This window comes from Mesorhizobium sp. B2-5-13 (genome assembly GCF_006440535.1).
GTDB classification, from domain to species: Bacteria; Pseudomonadota; Alphaproteobacteria; order Rhizobiales; family Rhizobiaceae; genus Mesorhizobium; species Mesorhizobium salmacidum.
The window spans coordinates 266,116-290,922 of the sequence record NZ_VFUI01000002.1 but is presented as its reverse complement, the minus strand read 5'-3'; the positions used below and the strand labels follow the sequence as shown (position 1 = coordinate 290,922).

The 24,807-nt window shown below is 62.8% G+C and carries 23 protein-coding genes and 1 tRNA gene; 13 read left to right on the top strand and 11 right to left on the bottom strand.

What is annotated here, in order from left to right; translation table 11 throughout:
* The gene (locus FJ434_RS04675) at positions 1–1,257 is read left to right on the top strand and encodes a polysaccharide biosynthesis/export family protein (RefSeq protein ID WP_181165857.1); all 1,257 of its coding nucleotides are present in this window, start codon (positions 1–3) and stop codon (positions 1,255–1,257) included.
* A gap of 360 nt (positions 1,258–1,617) precedes the next feature.
* Here the strand turns inward: FJ434_RS04675 and FJ434_RS04670 are convergent, their stop codons facing one another.
* Positions 1,618–2,916 carry an O-antigen ligase gene (locus FJ434_RS04670; RefSeq protein WP_140506663.1) on the bottom strand — a complete coding sequence of 433 codons (1,299 nt, stop codon included), beginning with the start codon at positions 2,914–2,916 and terminating at the stop codon, positions 1,618–1,620.
* 322 nt (positions 2,917–3,238) lie between these two features.
* Between FJ434_RS04670 and FJ434_RS04665 the strand changes: the two genes are divergently transcribed.
* The 3 genes from FJ434_RS04665 to FJ434_RS04655 all read left to right on the top strand — a co-directional run bounded on the left by FJ434_RS04665 (position 3,239) and on the right by FJ434_RS04655 (position 7,077).
* Positions 3,239–3,991, top strand: a complete 753-nt coding sequence (locus FJ434_RS04665) for an SDR family NAD(P)-dependent oxidoreductase (RefSeq protein ID WP_140746124.1) — start codon at positions 3,239–3,241, stop codon at positions 3,989–3,991.
* Between the two features lie 229 nt (positions 3,992–4,220).
* Positions 4,221–5,561, top strand: a complete 1,341-nt coding sequence (locus FJ434_RS04660; protein WP_140746121.1) for a glucoamylase family protein — start codon at positions 4,221–4,223, stop codon at positions 5,559–5,561.
* Positions 5,551–7,077, top strand: a complete 1,527-nt coding sequence (locus FJ434_RS04655; RefSeq protein ID WP_140746118.1) for a mercuric reductase — start codon at positions 5,551–5,553, stop codon at positions 7,075–7,077. The genes FJ434_RS04660 and FJ434_RS04655 overlap by 11 nt, the downstream gene beginning before the upstream one ends.
* Positions 7,078–7,420: 343 nt before the next feature.
* Here the strand turns inward: FJ434_RS04655 and FJ434_RS04650 are convergent, their stop codons facing one another.
* The gene (locus tag FJ434_RS04650) at positions 7,421–7,996 is read right to left on the bottom strand and encodes a DUF1349 domain-containing protein (protein ID WP_140506670.1); all 576 of its coding nucleotides are present in this window, start codon (positions 7,994–7,996) and stop codon (positions 7,421–7,423) included.
* Positions 7,997–8,060: 64 nt separating this feature from the next.
* Entirely contained in the window at positions 8,061–9,500 is a 1,440-nt protein-coding gene (locus FJ434_RS04645) for an aldehyde dehydrogenase family protein (RefSeq protein ID WP_140746115.1), read from the bottom strand.
* A 274-nt stretch (positions 9,501–9,774) separates the two neighbouring features.
* Between FJ434_RS04645 and FJ434_RS04640 the strand changes: the two genes are divergently transcribed.
* On the top strand, positions 9,775–10,434 hold the full coding sequence (locus FJ434_RS04640; protein ID WP_181165867.1) for a TetR/AcrR family transcriptional regulator: 660 nt from the start codon (positions 9,775–9,777) through the stop codon (positions 10,432–10,434).
* Between the two features lie 73 nt (positions 10,435–10,507).
* On the opposite strand, the gene FJ434_RS04635 is transcribed toward FJ434_RS04640, so the two are convergent.
* Positions 10,508–10,993 (bottom strand): hypothetical protein, encoded by a 486-nt coding sequence (locus FJ434_RS04635; RefSeq protein ID WP_140506676.1) that lies wholly within the window; start codon positions 10,991–10,993, stop codon positions 10,508–10,510.
* A 142-nt stretch (positions 10,994–11,135) separates the two neighbouring features.
* Positions 11,136–11,288, bottom strand: coding sequence for a hypothetical protein (locus tag FJ434_RS29665; protein WP_181166192.1), 153 nt, complete (start codon positions 11,286–11,288; stop codon positions 11,136–11,138).
* A gap of 59 nt (positions 11,289–11,347) precedes the next feature.
* Here FJ434_RS29665 and FJ434_RS04630 point away from each other — a divergent pair, with 59 nt between their 5' ends.
* From FJ434_RS04630 to FJ434_RS04620, 3 genes are read left to right on the top strand one after another with little or no spacing between them, the layout of a single operon-like run.
* Positions 11,348–12,022 (top strand): GntR family transcriptional regulator, encoded by a 675-nt coding sequence (locus tag FJ434_RS04630; protein ID WP_140746111.1) that lies wholly within the window; start codon positions 11,348–11,350, stop codon positions 12,020–12,022.
* Between the two features lie 45 nt (positions 12,023–12,067).
* Positions 12,068–12,904, top strand: a complete 837-nt coding sequence (locus tag FJ434_RS04625) for a Crp/Fnr family transcriptional regulator (RefSeq protein WP_246678261.1) — start codon at positions 12,068–12,070, stop codon at positions 12,902–12,904.
* Between the two features lie 36 nt (positions 12,905–12,940).
* Complete coding sequence (locus FJ434_RS04620; protein WP_246675877.1) at positions 12,941–13,234, top strand: hypothetical protein; 294 nt, start codon at positions 12,941–12,943, stop codon at positions 13,232–13,234.
* A gap of 372 nt (positions 13,235–13,606) precedes the next feature.
* On the opposite strand, the gene FJ434_RS04610 is transcribed toward FJ434_RS04620, so the two are convergent.
* Both FJ434_RS04610 and FJ434_RS04605 read right to left on the bottom strand, forming a co-directional pair.
* Positions 13,607–13,682 (bottom strand) — tRNA-Ala (locus FJ434_RS04610).
* A 172-nt stretch (positions 13,683–13,854) separates the two neighbouring features.
* A complete protein-coding gene (locus tag FJ434_RS04605) occupies positions 13,855–14,244 on the bottom strand; it encodes a TIGR02300 family protein (RefSeq protein WP_140746105.1) in 390 nt (129 codons plus the stop codon).
* Between the two features lie 206 nt (positions 14,245–14,450).
* On the opposite strand from FJ434_RS04605, the gene aroA reads away from it, so the two are divergent.
* The 3 genes from aroA to rpsA all read left to right on the top strand — a co-directional run bounded on the left by aroA (position 14,451) and on the right by rpsA (position 18,635).
* Positions 14,451–15,809, top strand: a complete 1,359-nt coding sequence (aroA, locus tag FJ434_RS04600) for a 3-phosphoshikimate 1-carboxyvinyltransferase (RefSeq protein WP_140746102.1) — start codon at positions 14,451–14,453, stop codon at positions 15,807–15,809.
* Between the two features lie 272 nt (positions 15,810–16,081).
* Positions 16,082–16,732: a (d)CMP kinase gene (gene cmk, locus FJ434_RS04590; RefSeq protein ID WP_140746624.1), complete on the top strand. Its 651-nt coding sequence runs from the start codon at positions 16,082–16,084 to the stop codon at positions 16,730–16,732.
* Between the two features lie 205 nt (positions 16,733–16,937).
* On the top strand, positions 16,938–18,635 hold the full coding sequence (gene rpsA, locus FJ434_RS04585; protein ID WP_027142834.1) for a 30S ribosomal protein S1: 1,698 nt from the start codon (positions 16,938–16,940) through the stop codon (positions 18,633–18,635).
* Between the two features lie 132 nt (positions 18,636–18,767).
* On the opposite strand, the gene FJ434_RS04580 is transcribed toward rpsA, so the two are convergent.
* The 4 genes from FJ434_RS04580 to FJ434_RS04565 all read right to left on the bottom strand — a co-directional run bounded on the left by FJ434_RS04580 (position 18,768) and on the right by FJ434_RS04565 (position 22,910).
* Positions 18,768–19,475 (bottom strand): SDR family NAD(P)-dependent oxidoreductase, encoded by a 708-nt coding sequence (locus tag FJ434_RS04580; protein ID WP_027142833.1) that lies wholly within the window; start codon positions 19,473–19,475, stop codon positions 18,768–18,770.
* 235 nt (positions 19,476–19,710) lie between these two features.
* Positions 19,711–21,291, bottom strand: coding sequence for a 5-guanidino-2-oxopentanoate decarboxylase (locus FJ434_RS04575; RefSeq protein ID WP_140746099.1), 1,581 nt, complete (start codon positions 21,289–21,291; stop codon positions 19,711–19,713).
* Between the two features lie 105 nt (positions 21,292–21,396).
* The gene (locus tag FJ434_RS04570; RefSeq protein ID WP_140506688.1) at positions 21,397–22,068 is read right to left on the bottom strand and encodes a TetR family transcriptional regulator C-terminal domain-containing protein; all 672 of its coding nucleotides are present in this window, start codon (positions 22,066–22,068) and stop codon (positions 21,397–21,399) included.
* The gene (locus FJ434_RS04565) at positions 22,038–22,910 is read right to left on the bottom strand and encodes a dimethylarginine dimethylaminohydrolase family protein (protein ID WP_140506690.1); all 873 of its coding nucleotides are present in this window, start codon (positions 22,908–22,910) and stop codon (positions 22,038–22,040) included. The genes FJ434_RS04570 and FJ434_RS04565 overlap by 31 nt, the downstream gene beginning before the upstream one ends.
* 213 nt (positions 22,911–23,123) lie before the next feature.
* Between FJ434_RS04565 and FJ434_RS04560 the strand changes: the two genes are divergently transcribed.
* Positions 23,124–23,939, top strand: a complete 816-nt coding sequence (locus tag FJ434_RS04560; protein ID WP_051442619.1) for an ABC transporter ATP-binding protein — start codon at positions 23,124–23,126, stop codon at positions 23,937–23,939.
* Between the two features lie 56 nt (positions 23,940–23,995).
* Positions 23,996–24,793 (top strand): transporter substrate-binding domain-containing protein, encoded by a 798-nt coding sequence (locus tag FJ434_RS04555; RefSeq protein WP_140716408.1) that lies wholly within the window; start codon positions 23,996–23,998, stop codon positions 24,791–24,793.
* The last annotated feature ends 14 nt before the right edge of the window (positions 24,794–24,807 follow it).

Below are 24,807 nucleotides of genomic sequence, written 5' to 3'. Positions count from 1 at the left end.
ATGTTGGAAGCCTTTGGCAGCGGCCCATTTTCGGGCCGCTCGCGGCTCGTGGCGACGTGCCTTGCGATGTCGCTCGCTTTCCCCCAGCTGGCCGCCGCCGACGATTACCGTCTGGGTTCCCAGGACAAGCTCACCATCCGCATTGCCGAATGGCAGACCGTCGAGAGCGCGTTCCGCGACTGGTCGTCGGTCAATGGCCAATACACGGTCGGTCCGGCCGGCACGTTGTCGGTGCCTTTCGTCGGCGAACTGCCGGCGGCCGGCAAGACCACGGCGGAGATCGCCGCGGCGATCGGCGAGGCGCTGCAGCACAAGCTCGCTTTGTCGGACAAGCCCGAAGCCTCGGTCGAAATGGCACAATTTCGGCCGTTTTACATTTCGGGCGAAGTGCAGAACCCCGGCCAATTTCCCTATGTGCCCGACCTTACGGTGCTGAAGGCGATCAGCGTCGCCGGCGGCATCAGGCGCAACGCCGACTACGGTCCCCAGCTCGGCAAGGACTTGGTCACAGCCAAGGGCAATTTCGATATTTCCGACGACCTGCGCGTGCGACTGATCGTCAAGCGCGCCCGCATCGACGCCGATATGGCTGGCAAGACGAGCTTCGAAGCGCCGAAGGAGGTCGAGGGCGATCCGCGCCTGCCGACCATTGTCAATGACGAGATGACGATCCTGACCGCCGACCAGAAGGCGCTGAAGCTGAAGCTCGAGGCGCTGGACGATCTCAAGGGTGTGCTGCAGGCCGAAATCGAATCGCTGCAGAAGAAGATCGTCAACCAGCAGAAGCAGGTCGACCTGGCGCAGCAACAGCTGACCAGCATCGGTCCGCTTGCCCAGAAGGGCCTGGTCGCCAATTCGAGACTTCTGGATTCTCAGCAGTCCGTCACCGACCTGCAGGGCAAGATCCTGGATTATGAGACGGCCATCCTCACCGCAAAGCAGGCTATCAGCAAGGCGACGCAGGACGCCATCGACGCCCAGAACACCTTGAGCTCGAAGCTTGCCGTCGACCGGCAGCAGACCGAAGCCGACCTGAACGAGGCCGCGCTGAAGGTGAATATGCAAAAAGGCCTGATAACCCAGGCCACGGATCCGGCGACGACGGCCGCCATCACCAACGACCAGCAGCCTAGCTTGCTCTACTCGCTGGTGCGCAATGTCGACGGCAAGACCAGCGAAATCGCCGCCAAGGAAGACACACCGGTGCTGCCTGGCGATGTGATCAAGATCAAGCTGGCACCGCTGGCCAGCCAGTAGGAAAGCGGAAGTTCGCGCGGCCCGTCGCGTTCGTTCCATAACGCAAAGACTTTGAACCTCCGCCTGGCCTGCCGGGCGGAGGTTTTTGCTGGCAGGATTTCCTACACCGGGAAACCAGAACGGCTGTTGACGCGACACCGGGTGGAGAACCGTCTCACGTTCTTTTCCTGGAATGGCTCTGACCCGCTCCAGCTTTATCTAAAGCGCGTCGCGTCGAAACGGATTCATGCGGCGCTTTAGGCCGTTGCTTGATGCATGCCGTTGTCGCAAAACCGAGGTCACTTTTGCGCGACATGCATTAGCGCCGGACGGAAAGCCGCTACGCACTTTTCCTGGAACGGCTCTAGCGGACCCTCATCATTACTCGGCCGCCGCGGGACGATGAGGCCAGGTTGCCTCTCCGCCCTTCGCATTCGCCGGCTCGATGGCGGGGGACCATCGCGTGCGGGTAACAGGCAGCCGCGCCAGCTTGAAGTAGCTGAAATACATCAGGAAGGAGCCCATGATGTAAGGGTTGAGGGTCTCGACTTCGACGAAGGAACGGATGAGCAGCAATACCATCACGCCGAAGAGAACCACCGATTCGGCTTGCCACCTCTTGAAGATCACCGCTGCGACATGGCCATAGAGCGTGCGCAGCAAGATCAGCGATATCAGCACCGCCCCGGTGAAGCCGAGTTCGACAAGGGCCTCGACATAGGTGTTGTGGAAGTGGAAGCCGGTACGGCTGGCGATGTAGAATTCGTTCCAAAGCCGCTCGGGTTCGGCAAAACCCTGCACCCAATAGGCGGCATAGCCGACGCCGAGAATCGGCGAGCGCTGCGCGGCGTCCCAGCCCTGCTCCCACAGATAGGTCCGCCCTGTGAGCGTCGAATCCTTGCCGAAGATGCCAAGCACGAAATCCATGAGCCCGAGATTGAGGGCGACAATAGCCACCACGACGATCATGCCGGCGCCGATCAGGAAGATCACCCGGCGATAACGCCGCGACAAAAGCTTGCTCATCGCAAGAAGCGCAATAAGCGCCAGGACGGCCGGTATCGAGGCCATCGAGGTGGCGGAATGCGAGACGACCAGCACATAGGCCGACAAAAGCACGACTGGCACGGTCAGCATGAAGCTCAGCCGGCCACGCCGCAGAAAAGCAAGGAACACGACGGAGAAATAGATGCCGAGCGAGCCGACAAAACCGATCTGGTTCTTGGAGGCGAAGGCGCCGACGAAATTATAGGTGCCGTCGAGCACGTCCTCGGAATAGCCACCGACCTTCAGGGAATAGACCAGGACGAAGAATATGCCGACCAGGGCGCCTATCGTCAGGGTGCGCACGCTGACGGTGCGCGCCGCGACATAAGCGCAGGCGATATGCGAAAAGTACTGGACCGCCGTTCTGGCGGTGACGCCGGGCGCCTGCGACCAGAACACGGAGAAGCAGACATAGGCCACGAAGAGCAGCGGCAGCCAGGCACTGGACAGTTGCCGCAGGAACCGGCGGTAGTCGACCAGGATGAGCGGAAGCCAGACGGCATAATAGGCCAGGATCAGCACCTGGCCGAAAATGACGGAATAGGAGAACGCCCAGATCGAGACGGCAACGGCAAAGCTGCCATAGACCGAATTTTTTTCGGGGTCGACGATCAGGGATTTGGGAATTTTCATCTAAAGGGTCCCGTCGACACGACCCGGGACCGGCAGGTCGCGGACCAGCCGGCATATCCGCAAACAAGGGCGTGCAAGAAACGGCGTCTCCATTGTGCAGTGCAATATAACCTATCGCACCCCATGCTCAATGGCAAATTCGGTCACCTTGTCTTACAGCGCGGCGATCGCCGAGAGATCACACCCCATAATCCGGCCGGTGTTGGCCCAGACGATCCGACAGCGTACCGACTTGAACTCGGCTGGCGGTAACCTCACAGTCTCGAATGGAAAGACCATGACATAGATCGGCTTTCAGCCAGATAGACAGGGAGGGGATCACATGCCGATGAATTTCGCGGGACGCTTCGCCGGCCGCGCGGCGGTGATTACTGGCGGCGCCTCGGGCATCGGCCTGGCAGTCGCGCAGAGGATCGTCGACGAAGGCGGGCGCGTCAGCGTCTGGGATCGCGATCCCGCACAGATCGAACAGGCGAAAGCCGTTATTCCCGGCCTGCATGGGGTGATGATGGACGTTGCGGATTCGGCAAGTGTGGAGGCCGCCGCACAATCGACTATCGAAGCCCTCGGCGGCGTCGACATACTGGTCACCAGCGCCGCCATCACCGGGCCGAACATGACGACCTGGTCCTATTCGGCCGAGGATTGGCAAAGGGTCATCGACATCAACCTCAACGGCGTCTTCTACTGCAACAAGGCGTTGGTGCCGCACATGCTCGAGCGCAACTATGGCCGCATCGTCAACATCGCCTCGATCGCCGGCAAGGAAGGCAATCCCAACGCTTCCGCCTACAGCACGTCGAAGGCGGCGGTGATCGGCCTGACCAAGTCGCTCGGCAAGGAGCTCGCCAAGACCAAGGTGACGGTCAATTGCGTGACGCCGGCCGCCGTACGCACAGCGATCTTCAAGCAGATGAGCCAGGAGCACATCGACTTCATGCTGTCCAAGATACCGATGGCTCGCTTCGGCGAGGTCGAGGAGGTGGCGGCGCTGATCTCATGGATCGCCTCGGAGGAATGCTCGTTCACCACGGCCGCCGTGTTTGACGTTTCGGGCGGCCGCGCCACTTATTGAGCCGTATCGAGGCAGTTCCGAGTTGGCGCGAGCCAACTACAACTCCGCGTGACGAAGCAACGATTGGAGCTGGACAGGCTTATGGGAGCTGACGACCCAATGAACGTGCCATAACAGGGAAATGCCATGACACGACGAGAGAGCCCGGCAGGTGCGACGCCCCCCGGCCACCGTGCCGGTGATGTGCGATCAACGGGAGCCGCGATCATCATGTTGGAGTTTGCATCGTTTGCTTAGAGCAGATCCCGCCGCGCTGGCCGATGACGAGCTTCTGGACCGCTATCAACGCGCCGCCTTCGGCTATTTCCTGGAGAATGTGAACCCCGACAACGGGCTGGTCGCCGACACGTCGCGGCCCAATTCACCGTGCAGCATCGCCGTCGTCGGTTTCGCCCTGTCCTGCTATCCGATCGGCGTCGAACGTGGCTGGATAGCGCGCGACGCGGCTGCCAGGCTGACCCTTGCGGCGCTACGCTTCTTCCAGACCAGCACGCAAGGCAGCGGCCACGACGTCACCGGCCACAAAGGTTTTTACTACCACTTCCTCGACATGCGGACTGGTTTGCGCGTCTGGCGCTGCGAGCTGTCGATGGTCGACACCGCCTTGCTGATCGCCGGCATGCTGGTGGCGGGCGCCTATTTTTCCAGGAACAATGACGATGAGGCCGAAATCCGCCAACTGGCCGAGGCGCTCTACAGGCGCGTCGACTGGCGATGGGCGCAAGGCAGCAGCCCGACGCTCCGCCAGGGCTGGAAGGCCAGGAGCGGCTTTCTGCACTATGGCTGGGAAGGCTACAACGAGGCGACGATCCTCTATGTGCTGTCCATGGCCTCACCGGACCTCCCGAGTTCCGACGGCAGCTACGAGGCCTGGACGGCGACCTATCAATGGGAAAACATCTACGGCCACGACGTGCTCTATGGCGGGCCGCTGTTCATGCACCAATTCTCACATGCCTGGATCGATTTCGCCGGCATCCGCGACGCTTTCATGCGCGAGAAGAATTCGGACTATTTCGAAAACAGCCGCCGCTCGACACACCTTCACCGCGATTACGCCCGGCACAATCCTTACGGCTTTGACGGCTATGGCGAGAACCTGTGGGGCCTTTCGGCAGGCGACGGACCAGGCGGCTTCCGCGCCAGCGTGCAGCGACGGCGCCACCGGTTTTCCGGTTATGCGGCGCGCGGCGCGCCTTTCGGTCCGGATGACGGCACGATCGCGCCATGGTCCTATCCGGCGTCGCTGCCTTTCGCGCCGGATATCTGCCTGGCGGCGCTACGGCACCTCGTCGATCGTTACCCGGACGTGATCGACAATTTCCGGCTGCCGAGCGGTTTCAACCCGACATTGGCCAACCGGCGAAAATTCGGCCGCAACGGCTGGGTGTCGGAAGGCCATTACGGACTGGACCAGGGTATTGCGGTGATGATGATCGAAAACCACCGTTCCGGCCTGATCTGGGAGCTCATGCGCTCCAATCCCCACATCCGTCGCGGCTTGGGCAAGGCTGGCTTCACCGGCGGGTGGCTGTCGCGGCCGGCAACCGGGGGGCGCGATGTCAGGTGAACCGACGAGAGCCGCCTTCCCCGTCGACCGCAACGACGTCGAACTGATCAGGGGCGCGCATCCTCCGCACTGGAAGAACCCGATCCCGAACGGCCCCTACAATCTCGTCATCATCGGCGCCGGGCCGGCAGGGTTGACCGCCGCGCATGATGCGGCGAGCCTTGGAGCGAAGGTCGCGCTGATCGAGCGTGGACTGGTCGGCGGCGCCTGCGTCAATGTCGGCAGCATTCCGTCGAAGTCGATCATCCGCACGGCCAGGCTTTATGCCGACATGCGCGATGCCGAGAGTTTCGGCGGCGACCCCCCGGACCATCTTCGTGTCGATTTTCAACGGGCCATGACACGGATGCGGCAGATCCGGCAGCGGATCAGCCGTGCCGATTCCGCCGCGAGCCTGGTTTCGGAAGGAATCGATCTCTATTTCGGCGAGGCGCGATTTGCCGGACGCGATACGGTCGCGGTCGCGGACAGCACGCTGCATTTCAAAAAGGCGCTGATTGCGACAGGCGCGCATCCCGCCTTCCCTGCCATTCCGGGGCTGGTCGAAGCCGGCTATCTCAGTAACGAGACGATGTTCGACCTTACGCAATGCCCGCCGCGGCTCCTCGTCATCGGCGGCGGTCCGCTTGGCTGCGAGACGGCGCAGGCCTTCTGCCTGCTCGGCGCGAAAGTCATCCTGGCGCAGAGCGATCCGATGTTCCTGCCCGGCGAGGAGCGCGACGCCGCTCAGATCCTTTCGGATGCGCTGGCGCGCGAGGGGGTGGAGGTGCGCCTGAACACCGAAGTGGTGGCGGTGCGCAGGGAAGGGGCAAACAAGCTCGCCGACCTGATGCGGGATGGCGACACGAAGACGATTTCGGTGGACGAGATCATCACCGGCGTCGGCCGTTCACCCAATGTCGCGGGTCTCGACCTCGAAGAGGCTGGCGTGGCGTACGATGCCAGCGGAATCAAGGTGGATGATTATCTGCGAACCAGCAACCCGCACATCTACGCGGCGGGCGACGTCTGCCTCGACTACAAGTTCACCCACACCGCCGAGGCAACGGCGCGCATTGTCGTGCGCAATGCCTTGTTTCGCGGCCGCGAAAGGCTCAGTGAACTCGTCATTCCCTGGTGCACCTATACCGATCCGGAGATCGCCCATGTCGGTCTCTACCCCCTGGAGGCGCGCGGCAACGGCATTCCGGTCAAGACCTACACCGTGCTGATGCACGATGTCGCCCGTGCCGTGATGGACGGCGAGGAAGAAGGGTTCGTCAAGATCCATGTCAGGGAGGGGTCCGACCGCATCCTGGGGGCGACGGTCGTCGCCAGCCATGCCGGAGAGATGATCAACACGGTGACCCTCGCCATCCAATCGGGCGTGGGATTGCATGCGTTGGCCGATGTCATCCATCCCTTCCCGACACAGACGCAAGGCATCAAGATGGCGGGCGACGCCTACAGGCGGACACGGTTCACCTCCCTGCGCAGGCGCCTGGCGGCGCGCTGGCTGGCATGGTCCAGGCGATAATCCCAAAAACCATTGCGACAAGCTGATCGGTCTTTCGGCACGAGGTGCCGATCGATGTCGCTCCCAATGGAATTCCCAACGTGCTGCCCGCCGAAGCCGCGACCGACAGCGTCTATCCGACGATCCCCGAGGCAACCGTGCGGACGCTGCCGGATTGCCTGGTGTGGAGCTCGTCGAAAATCCCGAAAGGAGCGACCGGATGCTGCTCGATTCGTGGCGCCTCCTTGCCACGACCTCGGCATCCGGCCGGTCGGCCTGCCCAAGCTGGAAATCCTACACGTCCCGTGGTGGGCGGCCGCCCGCCGAAGCTCCTCGCGCAGAGGCTCCAGATAGTTTGCGGGCGTCAGTCGTGCAGGTCCCGCGCAATCGGTGGGCCGACCGAAAATCCGGAGAACGTGACCTCGAAACCTTCACGCTGCGGCGAACAGCACATCATGCCGACATCGACCATCTTCGAGATCGGGAAATAGGCGAGCCGCACCGGCTTCCAATGACCGTCGGAAGCGTCGAGATACTGGACACGGATCGCTTCGCCGTGGCGGGTCAGGCGGATCCTGACGCCGTCCGGGCCAGCGGCGATGGCCACCAGCGACCAGTCCGAGGTGTCGTTGGTGACAACGACCGAGACATAGGCAAGGCCGTCGGTGTATTCGATGCCGGCCTTGATCCAGTGTGTTTCGCTCAGCCGGACCATCAGCCCGGCCTGGTCGTAAAGCACCTTGTAGTCGCCCTTGACGGTGACCTCGGCGGTGAAGTCGCCCTCGACCCGCCCAGACAGGAAGTGGCCGTTGTCGCGCCAGAAACCATAGAAGGTCTCACGCCAGAAATCGGTCTCCTTACCGGTGCGCACACGCACGCCATCACCTTCGATGGCGTGATGCGGCGGCGGGTTGAGCCAGGTCAGGTCCTGCAACGTCATCGCTTGCACCGGTCCGGTTTCTGGTGAGGTGACGGTTCGCCGGCCCGTCAGCCGGCGCGCCAACTCATCCCGCGAACGTATAAGCGGTCTTTACCGTGGTGTAGAACTCCATGGCATAGCGGCCCTGTTCGCGTGGGCCGAAGCTCGAGCCCTTGCGCCCGCCGAAGGGAACGTGGAAGTCCACACCCGCCGTCGGCAGGTTGACCATCACCATGCCGGCTTCGGAGTTGCGTTTGAAATGCGTGGCGTGCTTGAGGCTCGTGGTGCAGATGCCGGAGGTCAGCCCGAACGGCGTGTCGTTGGCGACGGCAAGTGCCTCGTCATAGTCCTGGACGCGGATGACGCTGGCGACCGGGCCGAAAATCTCCTCGCGCGAACTGCGCATTGCATTGGTGGCCTCGGTCAGCAGCGCCGGCTTGAGATAGAAACCCGGCGTCTTGCGGTCGAGCCGCTCGCCGCCGAAGGCGAGCGTGGCGCCTTCCCGGACACCGATGGCGATATAGTCCTCGTCCTGCTTGAGCTGGGTCGCGTCGACAACCGGGCCGATCTGGGTCTGCACGTCGAGCGCATCGCCGATCACCAGCTTTTCCATGCGCTCCTTGAGCGCGTCGACGAAACGGTCGTGGATGCCGTTGGTGACGATCAAACGCGACGAGGCCGTGCAGCGCTGGCCGGTCGAGAAGAAGGCGCCGTTCAGCGCGCAATCGACGGCGACCGCCAGATCGGCATCGTCGAGCACGACCAGCGGGTTCTTGCCGCCCATTTCGAGCTGGAACTTGCGCATGTGCTCGACACTTGCCGCGGCGACGCGCTTGCCGGTTCCCACCGAGCCGGTGAAGGAGATGGCGTTGACGTCGGGGCTGTCGAGCATTGCCTGGCCGACCACCGAGCCTTTGCCCATGACGAGGTTCAGCACGCCCTTGGGCAGGCCGGCGCGATGCAGGATGTCGACGATTGACCAAGCGCTCTCGGGAACGAGTTCGGCCGGCTTGAAGACGATGGTGTTGCCGTGAGCCAGCGCCGGAGCGATCTTCCAGGCGGGAATGGCGATGGGGAAATTCCATGGCGTGATGATGCCGACCACGCCGACCGCTTCGCGCGTGATCTCCACGCCGACGCCCGGCCGCACGCTTGGCACCACCTCTCCCGACAGGCGCAATGTTTCGCCGGCAAAGAAATCGAATATCTGGGCGGCGCGAATGGTCTCGCCAATGCCCTCGGCCAGCGTCTTGCCTTCCTCGCGCGCAAGATTGCGGCCGAGTTCGTCCTTGCGCGCCATGATCTCGTCGGCCGCCTTTTTCAGCACCGCATGACGGGCCAGCGGACCGGAGCGCGACCACGCCGGAAACGCCGCCTTGGCCGCCGCTATCGCCTGGCCCGCCTGTTCGACGCCCGCCGAGGCATATTCGCCGACGACGTCGCCCGTATCCGAAGGATTGATGTTGCGGGACCCGGCATCGCCGACCCATTCGCCATCGATGAGGTTCTTTCGAAACGCTGTCATGTCCTTGCCTTCCTGCTTGCTGGCCGCGCGGCCGCATCTGTCTGAAGGGTATTTGCCAGACAATTGCGTTGCGGGAAAGCACGCACTGGGCTGGAAGGCCGCGACAAAAGTCCCCGGCCCATGCTCATGCCTTCGGTGCAGCGGCGACAGTGCCGCGTCGACAACCAATCCGGCTAACATCGGTGGATAGCGCTCCGGGTCAAGGTCGAATTGCCCTGTACAGATATGTCCACGACCTTGATTTGCCCGATGCGGCGTGTCAAGCGTCGTGCTGATGGCAGCACCCGAGACGACGATCCAGCGTGCCGGCGCCACCGGCAACATCAAGGCCACTCGGGACGACTGGCTGAAGCTCGCGCTTGAAACCCTGATCTCGGATGGCGTCGAACGCGTCCGTGTGCTGACGCTAGGCCAGCAGCTCGACGTCTCGCGCTCGAGCTTCTACTGGTATTTCAAGAGCCGCCAGGATCTGCTCGACCAGTTGCTGGACCACTGGCGACAGACCAATACCCGATTCATCGTCGAGCGCGCCCAACGCCCTTCCGCGACTGTCATTCGCGGGGTGATGAGCATTTTCGAATGCTGGGTGGACGAAAAGCTGTTCGACCCCCGGCTGGATTTCGCGATCCGGGCCTGGGCGCGCCGCTCCCCGACCATCCGGCGTGCGCTCGATGAGGCCGACGAAGAACGCGTCAATGCCATACGCGACATGTTCATGCGTCATGGCTATGAGGGGGAAGACGCGTTCGTGCGCGCGCGCGTGCTCTATTTCATGCAGATCGGCTACTATTCGCTGGAACTCAACGAGCCGATGAGCAGCCGCCTGCCGCATGTTGCCGCCTATCTGCGCAGCTTCACCGGCCGGGAGCCCTCGCCCCAGGATATCGAGGATTTCTCGCGCTACGTCGAGAAGACCGTCTCCCGCACCCGGTAGCCATCCCCTGAAAGCAAGCTGCGCATCGATGTCGGCAACATCGCCGCCGAAAATTAGCCAGCGCTGATCATGCTCAAAGCGTAAACGACCAGAACAGGCAGGCCAGCGTGGCGGCGGCAAAGATCACGAAGAACAGGCTGCGCAGCAGCACATTGCGGCGCAACTCGTTCATGACGAAATGACAGCCGATGATCGCGGCCGCAAACAGGAAGCGCCAGTTCAACACCGCCCACAAGATATCCCGCTGACCGAAAGCCCACCTGGCGACGAGGCAGCCAAGGATGGCCGCGAACAGCACGATGACGGTCCAGAAGACCGCGTCCGCGGCGTTGGTCAGGACAATGCTGGCTGCCCTGATCGGCAGGATCATCATCAGCAGGGCGCTGAAGAAATAGACGGCTGCAAGTGGAATGAACGTGCCGGCGTCGGCGATGCCGTCTAGCCGTCTCACACCGATCGCGCCATAGGGATAGCCGTGCCTTGCCACCGCCAGGCTCAGCGCCATGAGCAAGGCGGTCAGCACTGCGACCAGTGCGAAGGATGTGAGGGCTTTGCTCATGATGTTCCTGTCCCGGGCGAATCAGACAGGAACTGATGTAGCCGATGGTCGTAAATTGCGGGTAAGCTTTCACCCGGGATTACCGACAGGGGCGAAGCCGCTTAGCTCGACGGTGCCGCTCGTCCCGGTCGCCGGTGATAAATCAGCTCCAGGCGTGCAGCGGCGGATTTTCGCCGTTGAGGAAATACTGTCGAGGATCTAATATTTCCAGCGCACCGGATCGTGCAGCGAGTGCGTGCGGGCGCTGCGCCAGCGTCGAGCGTGCCGGCCAGTCCGCGTCGACCGAGGCTCCCATTCCGATTTACATTCTAATATAATCTGACCATTCCCGGTGAACGAAGCTATGGATTTGCCATGGACCTGGACCCTTCGACCCTCAATCGGGCGCTGCCGCTCCGCGATCAGATCTATCAGAAGATCCGCAACCTGATCGTCGTCGGACAGATGAAGCCGGGGGAAGTGATCAACGAGGTGGCCATCGCGGAGGCGCTCGGCGTTTCGCGCACGCCGGTGCGGGAAGCGGTCAAGCGCATCAGCGACGAAGGCCTGGTCAAGATCCTGGCGCAGACCGGCACCTATGTCGCGCCGATCAGCCGCGCCGATCTCGAGGAAGCCTATATCATCCGCCGGTCCCTGGAGATGGAGAGCGCCAGGCGCGCGGCCGTCAAGCTCACGCCGGCGTCCGCCGAACTGCTGGAGGACAATATGGCGGCGCACAGGCTTGCCATATCGCGCGGCAGATACGCGACCGCGATCCAGCTCGACGATGTCTTCCATCGCACTATTGCCGAAATCTGCGGCCTGCCGATGATCTGGCGGGCGGTCGACATCTCGAAGGCGCAGATGGACCGCGGCCGTTACCTCGCCATTCCAAAGCCCGGCTATGGCGAAAAGACGATCGAGCAGCACGAAGCCATTCTCGACGCCCTGAAGCGACACGATGCCGAGGGCGCGGCACAGGCGATGGAAAACCACCTCGAGACGTCGTTCCGCAACACGCTCGAAGTCGCCGCCGACCTTCTCGGCTGAAAACCCGCGACCGGAAGCGATCGTCGCAGGAAGAATGGTCTTAGGGTGGCCTCGCCCGACGCGGGGCGCAATTATTTGCCAAGCCCGCTTATGGGGCGTAAACTTGACTATCGGCTGCCATTTATCCGGATGCAGCCGACAGTGAGAGGTACGTGCTCTTGCCCGTCAGGGAGAAGAGCCATGCCTCAATCCACTTTTCGCAACCATGTTTTGAATACCCTCACGCCTGAGGATTTCGCGCTTTTACGGCCATCGATGCATCACGTCGAACTGGCCATCAAAGCCCGGCTGGAGATCGCATATCAGCCGATCGAGCATGTATATTTCCCCGAGACCGGTATCGCATCGGTGGTCGCCGCCATGACCGGAGGGCGGCAAAGCGAAGTCGGCCTGATCGGCTATGACGGCATGACGGGCATTGCGGTCGTCCTCGGCCAGGACAGGTCTCCCAATGAAACCTATATCCAGGTCGCCAGCAAAGGCTGGTCCCTGCCGGTTGAACCGCTTCGCATGGCGATCGCCGGCAGCCAGACCCTTCGCCCGTCACTGCTTCGCTACGCCCACGAATTCCTGATCCAGTCTTCGCGAACGGCGCTGGTCAATGGCCACTCGAAAATCGAGGAACGGCTGGCCCGCTGGTTGCTTATGGTCAACGACCGCGCCGAAGGAGATATCATCTATCTGACGCATGAATTTCTGGCGACCATGCTTGGTTCCCGACGCCCCGGCGTTACCACGGCTCTCCAGATGCTTGAATATCGAGGGCTTGTTCACGCCAAGCGCGGCGAGATCACGATTGTCGACCGCACCGGAATGATAAAACTCACGCACGGCGCATATGGCGAGGAGGAGCAGCGTCACTTCGGCATCGCCTCCGGCTGACTGTCCGGAATCGGACATAGCCTTGAAGACCGACACATGTTGGTCGAAAGTCGTATTGGCTTGGATTTCAGGGAGGCATTCTTGATGACCAATACGTTTCACACCATCACGGTGGAAGGAGCGGCCGAAGCCTATGTCCTTTCCAGGGGCAAGGCCCGCTTTCTCTCCATTGCACAAGCAATCCGCGCCATCCGAACACTTATGCCGAAATGCAAGGCCACCGATCACGAATTGGAGGAGATGCTGGCGGCGGCCTGCATCGCTCACATGGTGCCCGTCGCCTTCGACGCGGCAGAGCCAGACGGCTCAGCACCGCGTCTCCATTCGTAGGCCGGAGATGTCCGCGCTGGCGCAGAGGACTGTTTCCACGGAGGTTCGCCAGGCGATTGTCCGCTACCTGATCGACAATGTTGACAGCCCTTGCGTTTCGCTATCCGAAATTATCCGCGCCGTAAGAAACATGTTTCCGCTTTGCGAGCTCACGGATTGGGAACTTGGCGACCACATAGCGCGAAGCGCGATAGATGCGGGATTTGCCATCGAATTCGACGCCGACGTTCCGTGACCGTTCGAGCTCGGCCGCCCCTGATTTGTTGAATGAGGGGGGCATCCGGATGCGCAGCCCAAGTCAGACGTCACCGCGAAGCTGGAGACGTCACGCCAGATCAGTACACTTCAAAGGGTTGTCCTAAATAGACCGTTTGGTGGAGCCAATCGGGATCGAACCGACGACCTCTTGAATGCCATTCAAGCGCTCTCCCAACTGAGCTATGGCCCCACTCCCGGCAGTCAGCCGGCGCCGTTTCCGGCGAGAGATCGGCGCGGGTTGGAAGACCGCGCCATTAGTGCAGGCGGCTTCTAACCCCGCCTTTCCCAGATATCAAGCCTTCATCGGCGGCTTTTTCTTCACAGGCGGTGAAAGCCGGCAAAGGCTCGCGTTCGAGACCTTGTCAGACCTCGTCATCGTCGTCGCCGACGCCGATCATGTCGGCAACGTCGTCTTCTTCTTCCTCTTCGTCGGCGAGGAAGGTGTCATCCTCGTCGTCGCCGAGGTCGACGTCATCCTCGTCGTCGCCGAGATCGGGAAGATCGTCGCTCTTGGCATCGTCTTCCGCCTCTTCGAGCGAGACGACCTCGACGCCCTCTTCGTCCTCGGCGTCCACTTCCTTCTCGGCCACTTCCTCCTCCTCCTCGACGGCGGCGATCTTGCCTTCATCGAAATAGGAACGTGGATAGCTCTTGCCGGTATAGGGCGAGACGATCGGGTCCTTGTTCAGGTCGTAGAATTTCCGGCCCGTTTCAGGGTCGATACGTTTTGTGCCAAGTTCGGTTTTTACCACGGCCAAGCCTCGTCAATAAAAGAGTGGTCCCCTTAACCACAGTTTGCAGCGCTGTCAAAGCGAAAAGCCGGCGTCACAAAACCAAGCATTGAAAGGCCTCGCGCCAAGTGAGGACCATGGGGATGACCATTTCGCCTCGCCGTGATACGAGACCGCCGCAACAAATGAAAAGCGCCGGTCAGCCGGCATCCGTCCAGGGAAATTCCATGTCTCACGCCGCCGCTGCCAAGCCGGCCACCGCCCGCAAGTCACCAGCCCTTTCCGGCACGGCCCGCGTGCCGGGCGACAAGTCGATCTCGCACCGCTCCTTCATGTTCGGAGGGCTCGCCTCCGGCGAAACCCGCATCACCGGCCTGCTCGAAGGCGAGGACGTGATGCGCACGGGGGCGGCCATGAAGGCGATGGGCGCGCATATAGAGAAGCACGGCGCCGAATGGGTGATCCGCGGTACCGGCAACGGGGCGCTGCTGCAGCCGGAAGGACCGCTCGACTTCGGCAATGCCGGCACCGGCTCGCGGCTGACCATGGGCTTAGTCGGCACCTACGACATGGAGACGACCTTCATCGGCGATGCTTCGCTATCCGGCCGGCCGATGGGGCGCGTGCTTGAACCCTTGCGCCAGATGGGCGTGCAGGTGCTCAAAGCCACGCCCGGCGACCGCATGCCGATCACGCTGCATGGCCCAAAACACGCCGCACCGATCACCTACCGCGTGCCGATGGCCTCGGCGCAGGTGAAGTCGGCCGTACTGCTGGCCGGGCTGAACACGCCAGGCATCACCACGGTGATCGAACCTGTGATGACGCGCGACCATACCGAAAAGATGCTGAAAGGCTTTGGCGCCAACCTGTCGGTCGAGACCGACGAGCGCGGCGTGCGCCACATCTTCATCGAAGGCCAGGGCAAGCTGACCGGCCAGACCATCGCGGTGCCGGGCGACCCTTCATCGGCGGGTTTCCCGCTGGTGGCTGCGCTGATCGTGCCGGGCTCGGACATCACGATTGAAAATGTGCTGATGAACCCCACCCGCACCGGCCTGCTTCTCACGCTGCAGGAGATGGGCGGCCAGATCGACATCTTGAACCCGCGCAATGCCGGCGGCGAGGACGTCGCCGACCTGCGCGTGCGCTACTCCGAACTGAAAGGCGTCACCGTGCCTCCCGAGCGGGCGCCGTCGATGATCGACGAGTATCCGGTGCTGGCCGTTGCCGCCAGCTTCGCCGAGGGCGAGACGCTGATGCAGGGGCTGGAAGAACTGCGGGTGAAGGAATCCGACCGGCTCTCGGCCGTGGCCACCGGGTTGAAGCTCAACGGCGTCGACTGCACCGAGAGCGAAGCTTCGCTTGCTGTGCGCGGCAAGCCGGGCGGCAAGGGTCTGGGCGGTCATCCCAACGGGCGGGACACGACCGTTGAGACCCATCTCGACCACCGCATCGCCATGAGCTTTCTGGTGATGGGACTGGCGACGGAGAAGCCGGTGACGATCGACGACCAGGCGATGATCGCGACGAGCTTTCCGGAGTTCATGGGGTTGATGAAGGGACTTGGCGCGGAGATTGGGTGACAAGTGGCAATCGCAAACCTTGGAGATTGGCTGGGAACATCCCGTGCTTCGTCATCCTGGGGCGAAGCAAGGAGCGCAGCGACGCGGCGCAGACCCCAGGATCCATGCCATGACCTCAACGCGCCGCGACGGTGCAAAATTCTGATCCGCAGCGTTCTTTGGCTGAAGTCACGGCATGGATCCCAGGGTCTTCGCTCCGCTTCGCGTTCGCTACGCCCTAGGATGACGAAGTCGCAGGGGCCTTTTTCCATGCGTAAGGCGTCTGCATGCCAATGACCCACACCTTCACCATCGCCATCGACGGCCCTGCCGGCGCCGGCAAAGGCACGCTCGCCCGCCGGCTCGCCGATCACTATCGGCTGAACCTGCTCGACACCGGGCTTACCTACCGCGCTGTGGCGCATGCGCTGCTGCGGCTTGGTTTGCCGCTCGACAACGTCTCGGCGGCCGAGACCGCGGCGCGCCAGGTCGACCTGGCAAAACTCGACCGGGCGGTGTTGTCGGCGCATGCGGTTGGCGAAGCGGCTTCGAAGATCGCGGTTTTCCCGACCGTGCGCCGCATCCTGGTCGAAAAGCAGCGCGACTTCGCCAGGACGCCGCCGGGTGCGGTGCTTGACGGCCGCGACATCGGCACCGTCGTATGCCCCGACGCCGACATAAAGCTCTACGTGACGGCCAGCGCCGAAGTGCGGGCACAACGGCGGCTGGCCGAGATCGAAAGCATCGGCGGCACGGCCAATTTCGCCGAAATCCTTGCCGATATCCAACGCCGCGACGAGCGCGACATGGGCCGGGCCGACTCGCCCTTGAAGCCGGCCCCCGACGCGCACTTGCTTGATACCAGCGAAATGGCTATAGAAGCCGCGTTTCTCGCGGCCATGTCTGTCATCGACGACGTGCTGGCCAAGAGAAACAAGGCCTGATCCGGGTTTTCATGCTGCTTCCGATTGCCGGAGGCGAAGAAAATACCCATATCGGGCACGAACCAGCCTGCCAGCATTCTTCATGCGCCGGAATTGCCGCCCAAAAAGCGGCCCAGGGCTTTTAGCCCGGAACGCCGGCAGGCCAACGCAACGCTAACCCACGGCGCCCGTCCCGCTTGAGATGCGGGGCACTCCAGGAGAAACAATGTCAACTGCAAATCCCACTCGCGATGATTTCGCGAGCCTGCTCGAAGAATCATTCACCGCCGGCCACTCCGGCGAAGGTCAGGTCGTCAAGGGCACGATCACCGCGATCGAAAAGGACATGGCCATCATCGACGTCGGCCTCAAGGTCGAAGGCCGCGTGCCGCTGAAGGAATTCGGCGTCAAGGGCAAGGACACCACTCTCAAGGTCGGTGACACCGTCGAAGTTTATGTCGAGCGCATCGAGAACGCGCTTGGCGAAGCGATGCTTTCGCGTGAGAAGGCCCGCCGCGAAGAGAGCTGGGTCCGTCTCGAAGAGAAGTTCACCAAGGGTGAGCGCGTCGAAGGTGTCATCTTCAATCAGGTCAAGGGCGGCTTCACCGTCGACCTCGACGGCGCCGTGGCCTTCCTGCCGCGCAGCCAGGTCGATATCCGCCCGATCCGCGACGTTTCCCCGCTGATGCACAACCCGCAGCCCTTCGAGATCCTCAAGATGGATCGCCGCCGCGGCAACATCGTGGTGTCGCGCCGTACCGTGCTCGAGGAGAGCCGCGCCGAACAGCGTTCGGAGATCGTGCAGAACCTCGAAGAAGGCCAGGTTGTCGAGGGTGTCGTCAAGAACATCACCGACTACGGTGCGTTCGTCGACCTCGGCGGCATCGATGGACTGCTGCACGTCACCGACATGGCCTGGCGCCGCGTCAACCATCCGACCGAAATCCTCAACATCGGTCAGACGGTCAAGGTGCAGATCATCCGCATCAACCAGGAAACCCACCGTATCTCGCTCGGCATGAAGCAGCTCGAGAGCGACCCGTGGTCCGAGATCGGCACCAAGTTCCCGATCGGCAAGAAGATCAAGGGCACCGTCACCAACATCACCGACTACGGCGCGTTCGTCGAGCTGGAGCCGGGCATCGAGGGTCTCATCCACGTTTCGGAAATGTCGTGGACGAAGAAGAACGTGCACCCCGGCAAGATCCTGTCGACGACGCAGGAAGTCGATGTGGTAGTGCTCGAGGTCGATCCGGCCAAGCGCCGCATCTCGCTCGGCCTCAAGCAGACGCTGGAGAATCCGTGGCAGGCTTTCGCCTCGAGCCATCCGGTCGGCAGCCAGGTCGAGGGCGAGGTCAAGAACAAGACCGAGTTCGGCCTGTTCATCGGCCTCGAAGGCGACGTGGACGGCATGGTGCACCTCTCCGATCTCGACTGGACCCGTCCGGGCGAGCAGGTCATCGAGGAGTACAATCGCGGCGACATGGTCAAGGCGCAGGTGCTCGACGTCGACATCGACAAGGAGCGCATCTCGCTCGGCATCAAGCAGCTGGCCAAGGACACGGTCGGCGAAGCAGCGACGAGCGGAGAACTGCGCAAGAACGCGGTCGTCACCTGCGAAGTCATCGGCGTCAAGGATGGCGGTCTGGAAGTGCGGCTGGTCGACAGTGGCATCGAGACCTTCATCAAGCGCTCCGACCTCAGCCGCGATCGCGACGAGCAGCGCCCCGAGCGCTTCACCGTCGGCCAGAAGGTCGACGCCCGCGTCATCGCCTTCGACAAGAAGACCCGCAAGCTGCAGGTCTCGATCAAGGCGCTGGAAATCGCCGAAGAGAAGGAAGCGGTCGCCCAGTACGGCTCGACCGACTCCGGCGCTTCGCTGGGCGATATCCTGGGTGCCGCGCTGAAGAAGCAGGGCAGCTAAGCTCTTCTCGCAGCCTTGAAAACAAAACCCCGCCGGATCGCTCCGGCGGGGTTTTTCTTTGACGAATGCTGTCGGAGGCCGGCTACAGCATGTCGCGGCGACTAGGATTCGCCCGACCTGCTGCGACGTGCATTAAGCGCGTCCGTAAAGCGGCACCAGCGTTCCGCTCATCGCCTGGTTGGTGGGCGAGGCGAGATAGGCGATTGCTTCAGCCGCCGCTTCGAGGCTGACCCATTTGGTGAAATCGGCATCCGGCATGTCGGCGCGGTTTGCCGGCGTGTCGAGCGTTGAGGGGGCGACGGCATTGACCAGGATGCCATTGGCCTTGAGCTCTTCCGCCATTGCCACCGTCATGGCGGCCACCGCGGCCTTGCTGGCCGTGTAGGCGACCATCCCGGCGCCGCGCCTGGGGTCGAGCCCGGCGCGCGCGGTGACATTGACGATGCGGCCGGCAGAGCCCGACGCCAGCATCGAGCGGATAGCCGCGCGGCTGCACAGGAAGGTGGTGCGGGCGTTGGTGTCCATCATCTCGGCAAAGGATGCCGATTCGATCTTTTCCACCGGTGCCTTGGCAAAGCCGCCCGCCAGATGGATCGATCCCCACAAGGCAGGGACCTGGGAATAGAAGGCTTCGACCTTGGCGGAGTCCGACAGGTCGACATTGTGCGCCAGCTTCACATTGTCATGCGCGGTGAAGGGGAAATGTGAAGGCGCGGCGGCGTGCGCGTTCGGCACATGGCAGATCGCGCCCTGCTCCAGCAGTCTGCCGACCACCGCCCCACCGAGCGCGCCGGTTCCACCGGTCACAACGATATGCCTGCCTTCAAGTGTTTCCATCATCCTGGACCGCTCCTGTCATTTTTATGACTTTTGTCGTTGGTTTGCCGCGCCGACGCGAAGCGTCGCGCCTTTCAGCCGATCACTCAACCGATATCTCGACATGGCAGCCGTCACGTCTTTGCATGCGTCAGGACATCGTCGAATAGCGAAGCCACCCGGAAGCGGTCCACGCCTTTCAGGACTAAGCCGGCGAATGATCCGCCTCCGGACGGGGACCAAGGCCAGTCTGGATGGTTCAAACGACCGTGATTTCGATCACGCGCGGCAGTCCCGTTGCCCGGGCGTGCTTCAGCGCCTGAGGCAAGGCGCCGATGTCGGCCAGCCTTTCGGCGCCAATACCATAGGCTTCGGCCAGCTTGCAGAAATTGGGCGGCGCCGGCGACACGCCGACAGGTTCAACGCCGACATCGAGCATCGAGGTCTCGATCTCGCGATAGCCCCTGTTGTTCCAGACGACGAAGATGACAGGCGCTTCGGAATCCAGCGCTACGGCTATCTCCGGCAAGGTGAACTGGAAGCCGCCGTCGCCGGTCAGGCAGACCACCGGTGCATCGGGCATGGCGAGTGCCGCGCCGATCGCCGCCGGAGGGCCATAGCCCAGCGCGCCGAAGCCGGTCGCGGCATTGAACCAGCCGCCAGGCCGGTCGTGGTCGTAGTAGAGATTGGCGGCGTAAATCGGCTGCGTCGAGTCGCCGACGATGATGGCCCCGGGCAAGGCATCGCGGATCATTTCCACGGCGTGCACCTGCGCCGCATAGGCCGGGCTCAACTCGGCAAAGGCGGCCTTTCGCCCCGTCGCGGCGCGGCCATGACCATCTTCACCGGCTCTGTGGGCCGGATCGATCGCCGCAAGCAGTGCCTCGATCGCCTCGGCGCAGTCAGCCTGGATGGCGACCGTCACCGGGCGCCGCGCAAGCTGGTCGGCACCGATGTCGATACGGATCAGGTTTGAAGGCAGCACAAAGCCGCCGTCGCCATAGCCGTCATAGTCGGTCGCGCCGAATTCGGTGCCGGCGGCGATCACCAGATCGGCATCGGCCATCAGCGCGCGAACCGCCTTCAGGCTCGGACTTGCCGGTACGCAGAGCGGATGGCGGTGCAGCAACCCGCGCGCATTGGTCGTCTCGACGACGGGAGCGCCCAGCCTTTCGGCGAGGCGCCGCAGCGGGGCTTCCGCCTTCTTGGCACCGCCGCCGGCAAGGATCAGCGGACGGCGCGCGGCGGCGATGAGCTTGGCCGCGTTCACAATTGCCGCACCATTGGGTGCCGGAGGCGCCGCATTGCTGAGCAGGGCGGCGATGCCGTCCGCCGCCTTGACCATGACGTCGGTCGGGATCTCGATATGCACAGGACCGGGCCGCGAGGAGGAAAACAGGGCGAAGGCCCGCGCCAGCGCACCGGGCAACTCGCTGGCCCCGGTGACGCGTACCGACATCAGCGCCACCTTCTCCATCATGCCGCGCTGGTCAGGCAATTCATGCAGAAAGCCGAGCCCCTTGCCGAGCGTATCGGTGGCGTTGACGCCAGAAATCACCAGCATCGGCACCGAATCGGCGCGCGCCTGGCCCATGGCGGTGATGGTGTTGGTCAGACCCGGCCCGGTGATGACGAAGGCGACGCCCGGCCTGCCGCTGGCGCGGGCATAGCCGTCGGCCATGAAGCCGGCGCCCTGTTCGTGGCGCGGCGTGACATGGCGGATCTTCGACCTCGCCAGGCCCCGATAGAGCTCGACCGTGTGGACGCCGGGGATGCCGAAGACGGTGTCGACGCCATGGGCCTCGAGTAGCGAAATCAATGCTTCGCCGATGGTGGTCATTGGTTTTCTCCCGGTTAGAGCGGATTATTGGTTCCGCTCTGTCTCTTTGTTTCTTACGCAATTGCGAAGGGAAAGCGTACGCGGTTTTCCCGGGAAAACCGCTTCTCACTTTTCCTGGAATTGCTCTAGCGGCGCGAGGCCGAGCTCGGCCTCGACAGCCTTGACGCCAATCGCCGCCAATTCGCCGGGCGAGAACATCTCGCCGGCCAGGCAGCCTTCTATCCAGAGCCCGTCGATTATCGCATTGATCGCGATGGCATGGTGGCGCAACTCGCTTGCGTCCGGCTTGTGCTGTTCGGCGGCGAGCACTTCAGCCACAACCGCTTCCACCTCGTTGCGAAAGCCAAGGTAGCCTTCGCGGTGGGCACGGGCCAGGGCAGGATCCGCACTGGCGCGGCCGATGAAGGTTGCCCAGAGCGAAAACACCCGCGCGTCGATGATCGGCGCATTGAGATTGGCGGTGACGAAGGCCGCAAGGCGCTGGCGCGGCGAGGCGCCGTCCATGACCAACGCCGCCTTCGCCTGCTCGGTCATGCGGCTGACCAGCGCCGTATAGGCTTCCTGCAGCAATTCTTCCTTGCCCGGGAAATAGTGCCCGATCAGCCCGGCGGTGACGCCGGCACGCAATGCGATGGTGCGCAGGCTGGCGCCTTGCAGGCCATGTTCCGCCACGCTGTCCAGAGTCGCTTCGATCAGATCCTGCCGCCGCCGCCCCTCGCCCTCGCGACGGAACTTACGGCGCGCATTCATTGGCGCAGGATCGGTCGCGTCAGGCATGTCGGCCCGCCTTCGCAGGCGATGCAGAGCGCATCCGCCTCGAAGATTTCAACCGTGCAGCCGGCGGCTTCCATCGCGGCCTTGGTCCTGGGAAAGCCCGCGACGGCAATGACGTTGAGCGGGCTGGTCGGCAGTACGTTCAGGCTGAGGCCATTGGAAGCGGCGAACTCTTCGGCATCGCCTTCGACCAGCCGGATGCCGCGCGCCTTCAGCGCCTGATAGAACGGGGCCGGTAAAAGCGGCGAATAGACCAGCGCCAGGTCGTCGGCCAGCGGGCTGATCACCGACATCAGATGCAGGCACGCCTCTTCGCCCTGCCACAGCGGCAGATCGAAGCCGTAGACGGAAATGCCCAGCGGCGTCAGCAGATTGGAAACCTGCTGGATGCCTTCCTGGTTGGAGCGGACACCGCGCCCGATCGCCAGCGTGCGGGCATCGACCCATACACAGTCACCACCTTCGACCTGGCCAGGAGCCTCGACGCGGCCGAGGATCGGAATGCCCAGTCTTCTGTAGGTTTCCTCATGCAGCGAAGGCTCGCCGGCCCGCAACGGCTTACCCATGGACAGGATCAGCGCGCCGCGGTCGGTCATCAGCGAGGGGTCGTGCGTGAACACCGAATCCGAAAGTCCGTCGGCCTTGTCCTCGATCCATTCGATCTCGGCGCCTGAAGCGGCCACCAGTTCAGCAAGGACCGCGTGCTGCGAGGCTGCTTTCGCCGGGTTGAATCCCGGGCCATAGTGCCAGGCGGCCCTGTCGGCATCGCGCATGGCGTTGGCCGCCGACCGCATCAGCACGCGCCGCAGCGGCGCCGCCATGGACTGTGATCCGAAAGCGCTCATCGATGCCCTTTTTAAGCTGAAAAAAATCGAGAAAATTTCATGAGAGGTTATTTATACACTTGCACAACAAGGCCGCAAGTGCCGTAATGAGCGGGATTGACGGGCTCGCTCTGTTGAGTCCATGCTTGAAATCTGGAGCAGGGCAGTACAGCGTATGTTGATTAGCCGGGTAGACGTTCGACGAACCGCCGGCGGCCATATGGAGGTCATTTGGTGAGCGCTCTGGCAGCTGCCAAGATCTCATCCGGCGAGGCGCAGGACTGCGCCGCAGAAGCCATCCATGTCGAGAACCTGCACAAGAAATTCGGTCAACTGCATGTGCTGAAGGGCGTATCGCTGTCGGCGCGCGACGGCGAGGTCATCGCCATCATCGGCGGCTCGGGCTCGGGTAAATCGACGCTGCTGCGCTGCATCAACTGCCTGGAAAATCCGACCAGCGGCATCATCCGTGTCAATGGCGAGGAGATCAAGCTCAAGGCGGACAGCCATGGCCACACCATTCCGGCCGACCGCAGGCAGATCGAACGCATCCGCTCCAAGCTCGGCATGGTGTTCCAGAATTTCAACCTGTGGAGCCACATGACGCTGATCGAAAACGTCATAGAGGTGCCCGTGCATGTACTGGGCGTCAAGCGCGACGAGGCTGTCGCCCAGGCCGAAAAGCTGCTGGCGCGTGTCGGGCTCGCCGAGAAGCGCGATGTCTACCCGGCCTATCTCTCCGGCGGCCAGCAGCAGCGCGCCGCGATCGCTCGCGCCTTGGCCATCAATCCGCGTGTCATGCTGTTCGACGAACCGACCTCGGCCCTCGATCCTGAACTGGTCGGCGAAGTGTTGAAGGTGATCGGCGATCTGGCGCGCGAAGGCCGCACCATGGTGCTGGTCACCCACGAAATGAAATTCGCCCGCGAGGTCGCGACCCACGTCGTCTACCTCTACAACGGGCTGGTCGAGGAGGAGGGACCACCGGAGCAGATCTTCGGCGCGCCCAAATCCGAAAGGCTCAAGCAGTTCATCCGCAACATCGGCTAGGGAACGGCCGGGACGGAAGAAAACCGGGAACCAACAACAAACTGGGAGTTCTGAAAATGAAGACTGTTCTGAAGACATTCGCCACGGCGCTGCTGCTCGGCGTCGCCGCCATGGGCGTGGCCAAAGCCGATCCGGTCAAGATCGGCGTCGCCGCCGAACCCTACGCGCCCTTCACCTCGCCCGACGCTTCGGGCAAATGGGTCGGCTGGGAGATCGACTTCATCGACGCCGTTTGCGCCGAGGAAAAGCTCGATTGCGTCATCACCCCTGTCGCCTGGGACGGCATCATCCCGGCGCTGACCACCAAGAAGATCGACCTCATCGTCTCGTCGATGTCGATCACCGACGAACGCAAGAAGACCATCGACTTCTCGGACAAGTACTACAATACGCCGACCGCGATCATTGGCCCGAAGGACCAGAAGTTCGGCGCCACGCCTGACGACCTCAAGGGCAAGGTCCTCGGCGTCCAGGTGTCGACGGTGCATGCCGTCTACGCCAAGAAGCATTTCGGCCCCACGGCATCCGAGATCAAGGAATACCAGACGCAGGACGAAGCCAACAACGACCTTGCCGCCGGCCGCCTCGACGCGGTGCAGGCCGATTCCATCGCGCTCAAGGAGTTCCTCAAGACAGACCAGGGCAAGGCCTGCTGCGATCTCAAGGGCATGGTGGCCCCTGACGACGAAGTGCTCGGACCTGGCGTCGGCGCCGGCGTGCGCAAGGAAGACACCGATCTGAAAGAGAAGATCAACGCCGGCATCAAGGCGATCCGCGCCAACGGCAAATATGACGAGATCTCGAAGAAATACTTCGATTTCGACATTTACGGCGGCGCCACGCAGTCGAACTGACGACCCTCGAATGG

Bases quoted from the DNA above. Each gene is read 5' to 3' on its own strand.
- FJ434_RS04675 (WP_181165857.1), top strand. From the start codon at position 1: ATGTTGGAAGCCTTTGGCAGCGGCCCATTTTCGGGCCGCTCGCGGCTC.
- FJ434_RS04670 (WP_140506663.1), bottom strand. From the start codon at position 2,916: ATGAAAATTCCCAAATCCCTGATCGTCGACCCCGAAAAAAATTCGGTC.
- FJ434_RS04665 (WP_140746124.1), top strand. From the start codon at position 3,239: ATGCCGATGAATTTCGCGGGACGCTTCGCCGGCCGCGCGGCGGTGATT.
- FJ434_RS04655 (WP_140746118.1), top strand. From the start codon at position 5,551: ATGTCAGGTGAACCGACGAGAGCCGCCTTCCCCGTCGACCGCAACGAC.
- FJ434_RS04650 (WP_140506670.1), bottom strand. From the start codon at position 7,996: ATGACGTTGCAGGACCTGACCTGGCTCAACCCGCCGCCGCATCACGCC.
- FJ434_RS04645 (WP_140746115.1), bottom strand. From the start codon at position 9,500: ATGACAGCGTTTCGAAAGAACCTCATCGATGGCGAATGGGTCGGCGAT.
- FJ434_RS04640 (WP_181165867.1), top strand. From the start codon at position 9,775: ATGGCAGCACCCGAGACGACGATCCAGCGTGCCGGCGCCACCGGCAAC.
- FJ434_RS04635 (WP_140506676.1), bottom strand. From the start codon at position 10,993: ATGAGCAAAGCCCTCACATCCTTCGCACTGGTCGCAGTGCTGACCGCC.
- FJ434_RS29665 (WP_181166192.1), bottom strand. From the start codon at position 11,288: ATGGGAGCCTCGGTCGACGCGGACTGGCCGGCACGCTCGACGCTGGCG.
- FJ434_RS04630 (WP_140746111.1), top strand. From the start codon at position 11,348: ATGGACCTGGACCCTTCGACCCTCAATCGGGCGCTGCCGCTCCGCGAT.
- FJ434_RS04620 (WP_246675877.1), top strand. From the start codon at position 12,941: ATGTTGGTCGAAAGTCGTATTGGCTTGGATTTCAGGGAGGCATTCTTG.
- aroA (WP_140746102.1), top strand. From the start codon at position 14,451: ATGTCTCACGCCGCCGCTGCCAAGCCGGCCACCGCCCGCAAGTCACCA.
- cmk (WP_140746624.1), top strand. From the start codon at position 16,082: ATGACCCACACCTTCACCATCGCCATCGACGGCCCTGCCGGCGCCGGC.
- rpsA (WP_027142834.1), top strand. From the start codon at position 16,938: ATGTCAACTGCAAATCCCACTCGCGATGATTTCGCGAGCCTGCTCGAA.
- FJ434_RS04580 (WP_027142833.1), bottom strand. From the start codon at position 19,475: ATGATGGAAACACTTGAAGGCAGGCATATCGTTGTGACCGGTGGAACC.
- FJ434_RS04575 (WP_140746099.1), bottom strand. From the start codon at position 21,291: ATGACCACCATCGGCGAAGCATTGATTTCGCTACTCGAGGCCCATGGC.
- FJ434_RS04570 (WP_140506688.1), bottom strand. From the start codon at position 22,068: ATGCCTGACGCGACCGATCCTGCGCCAATGAATGCGCGCCGTAAGTTC.
- FJ434_RS04565 (WP_140506690.1), bottom strand. From the start codon at position 22,910: ATGAGCGCTTTCGGATCACAGTCCATGGCGGCGCCGCTGCGGCGCGTG.
- FJ434_RS04555 (WP_140716408.1), top strand. From the start codon at position 23,996: ATGAAGACTGTTCTGAAGACATTCGCCACGGCGCTGCTGCTCGGCGTC.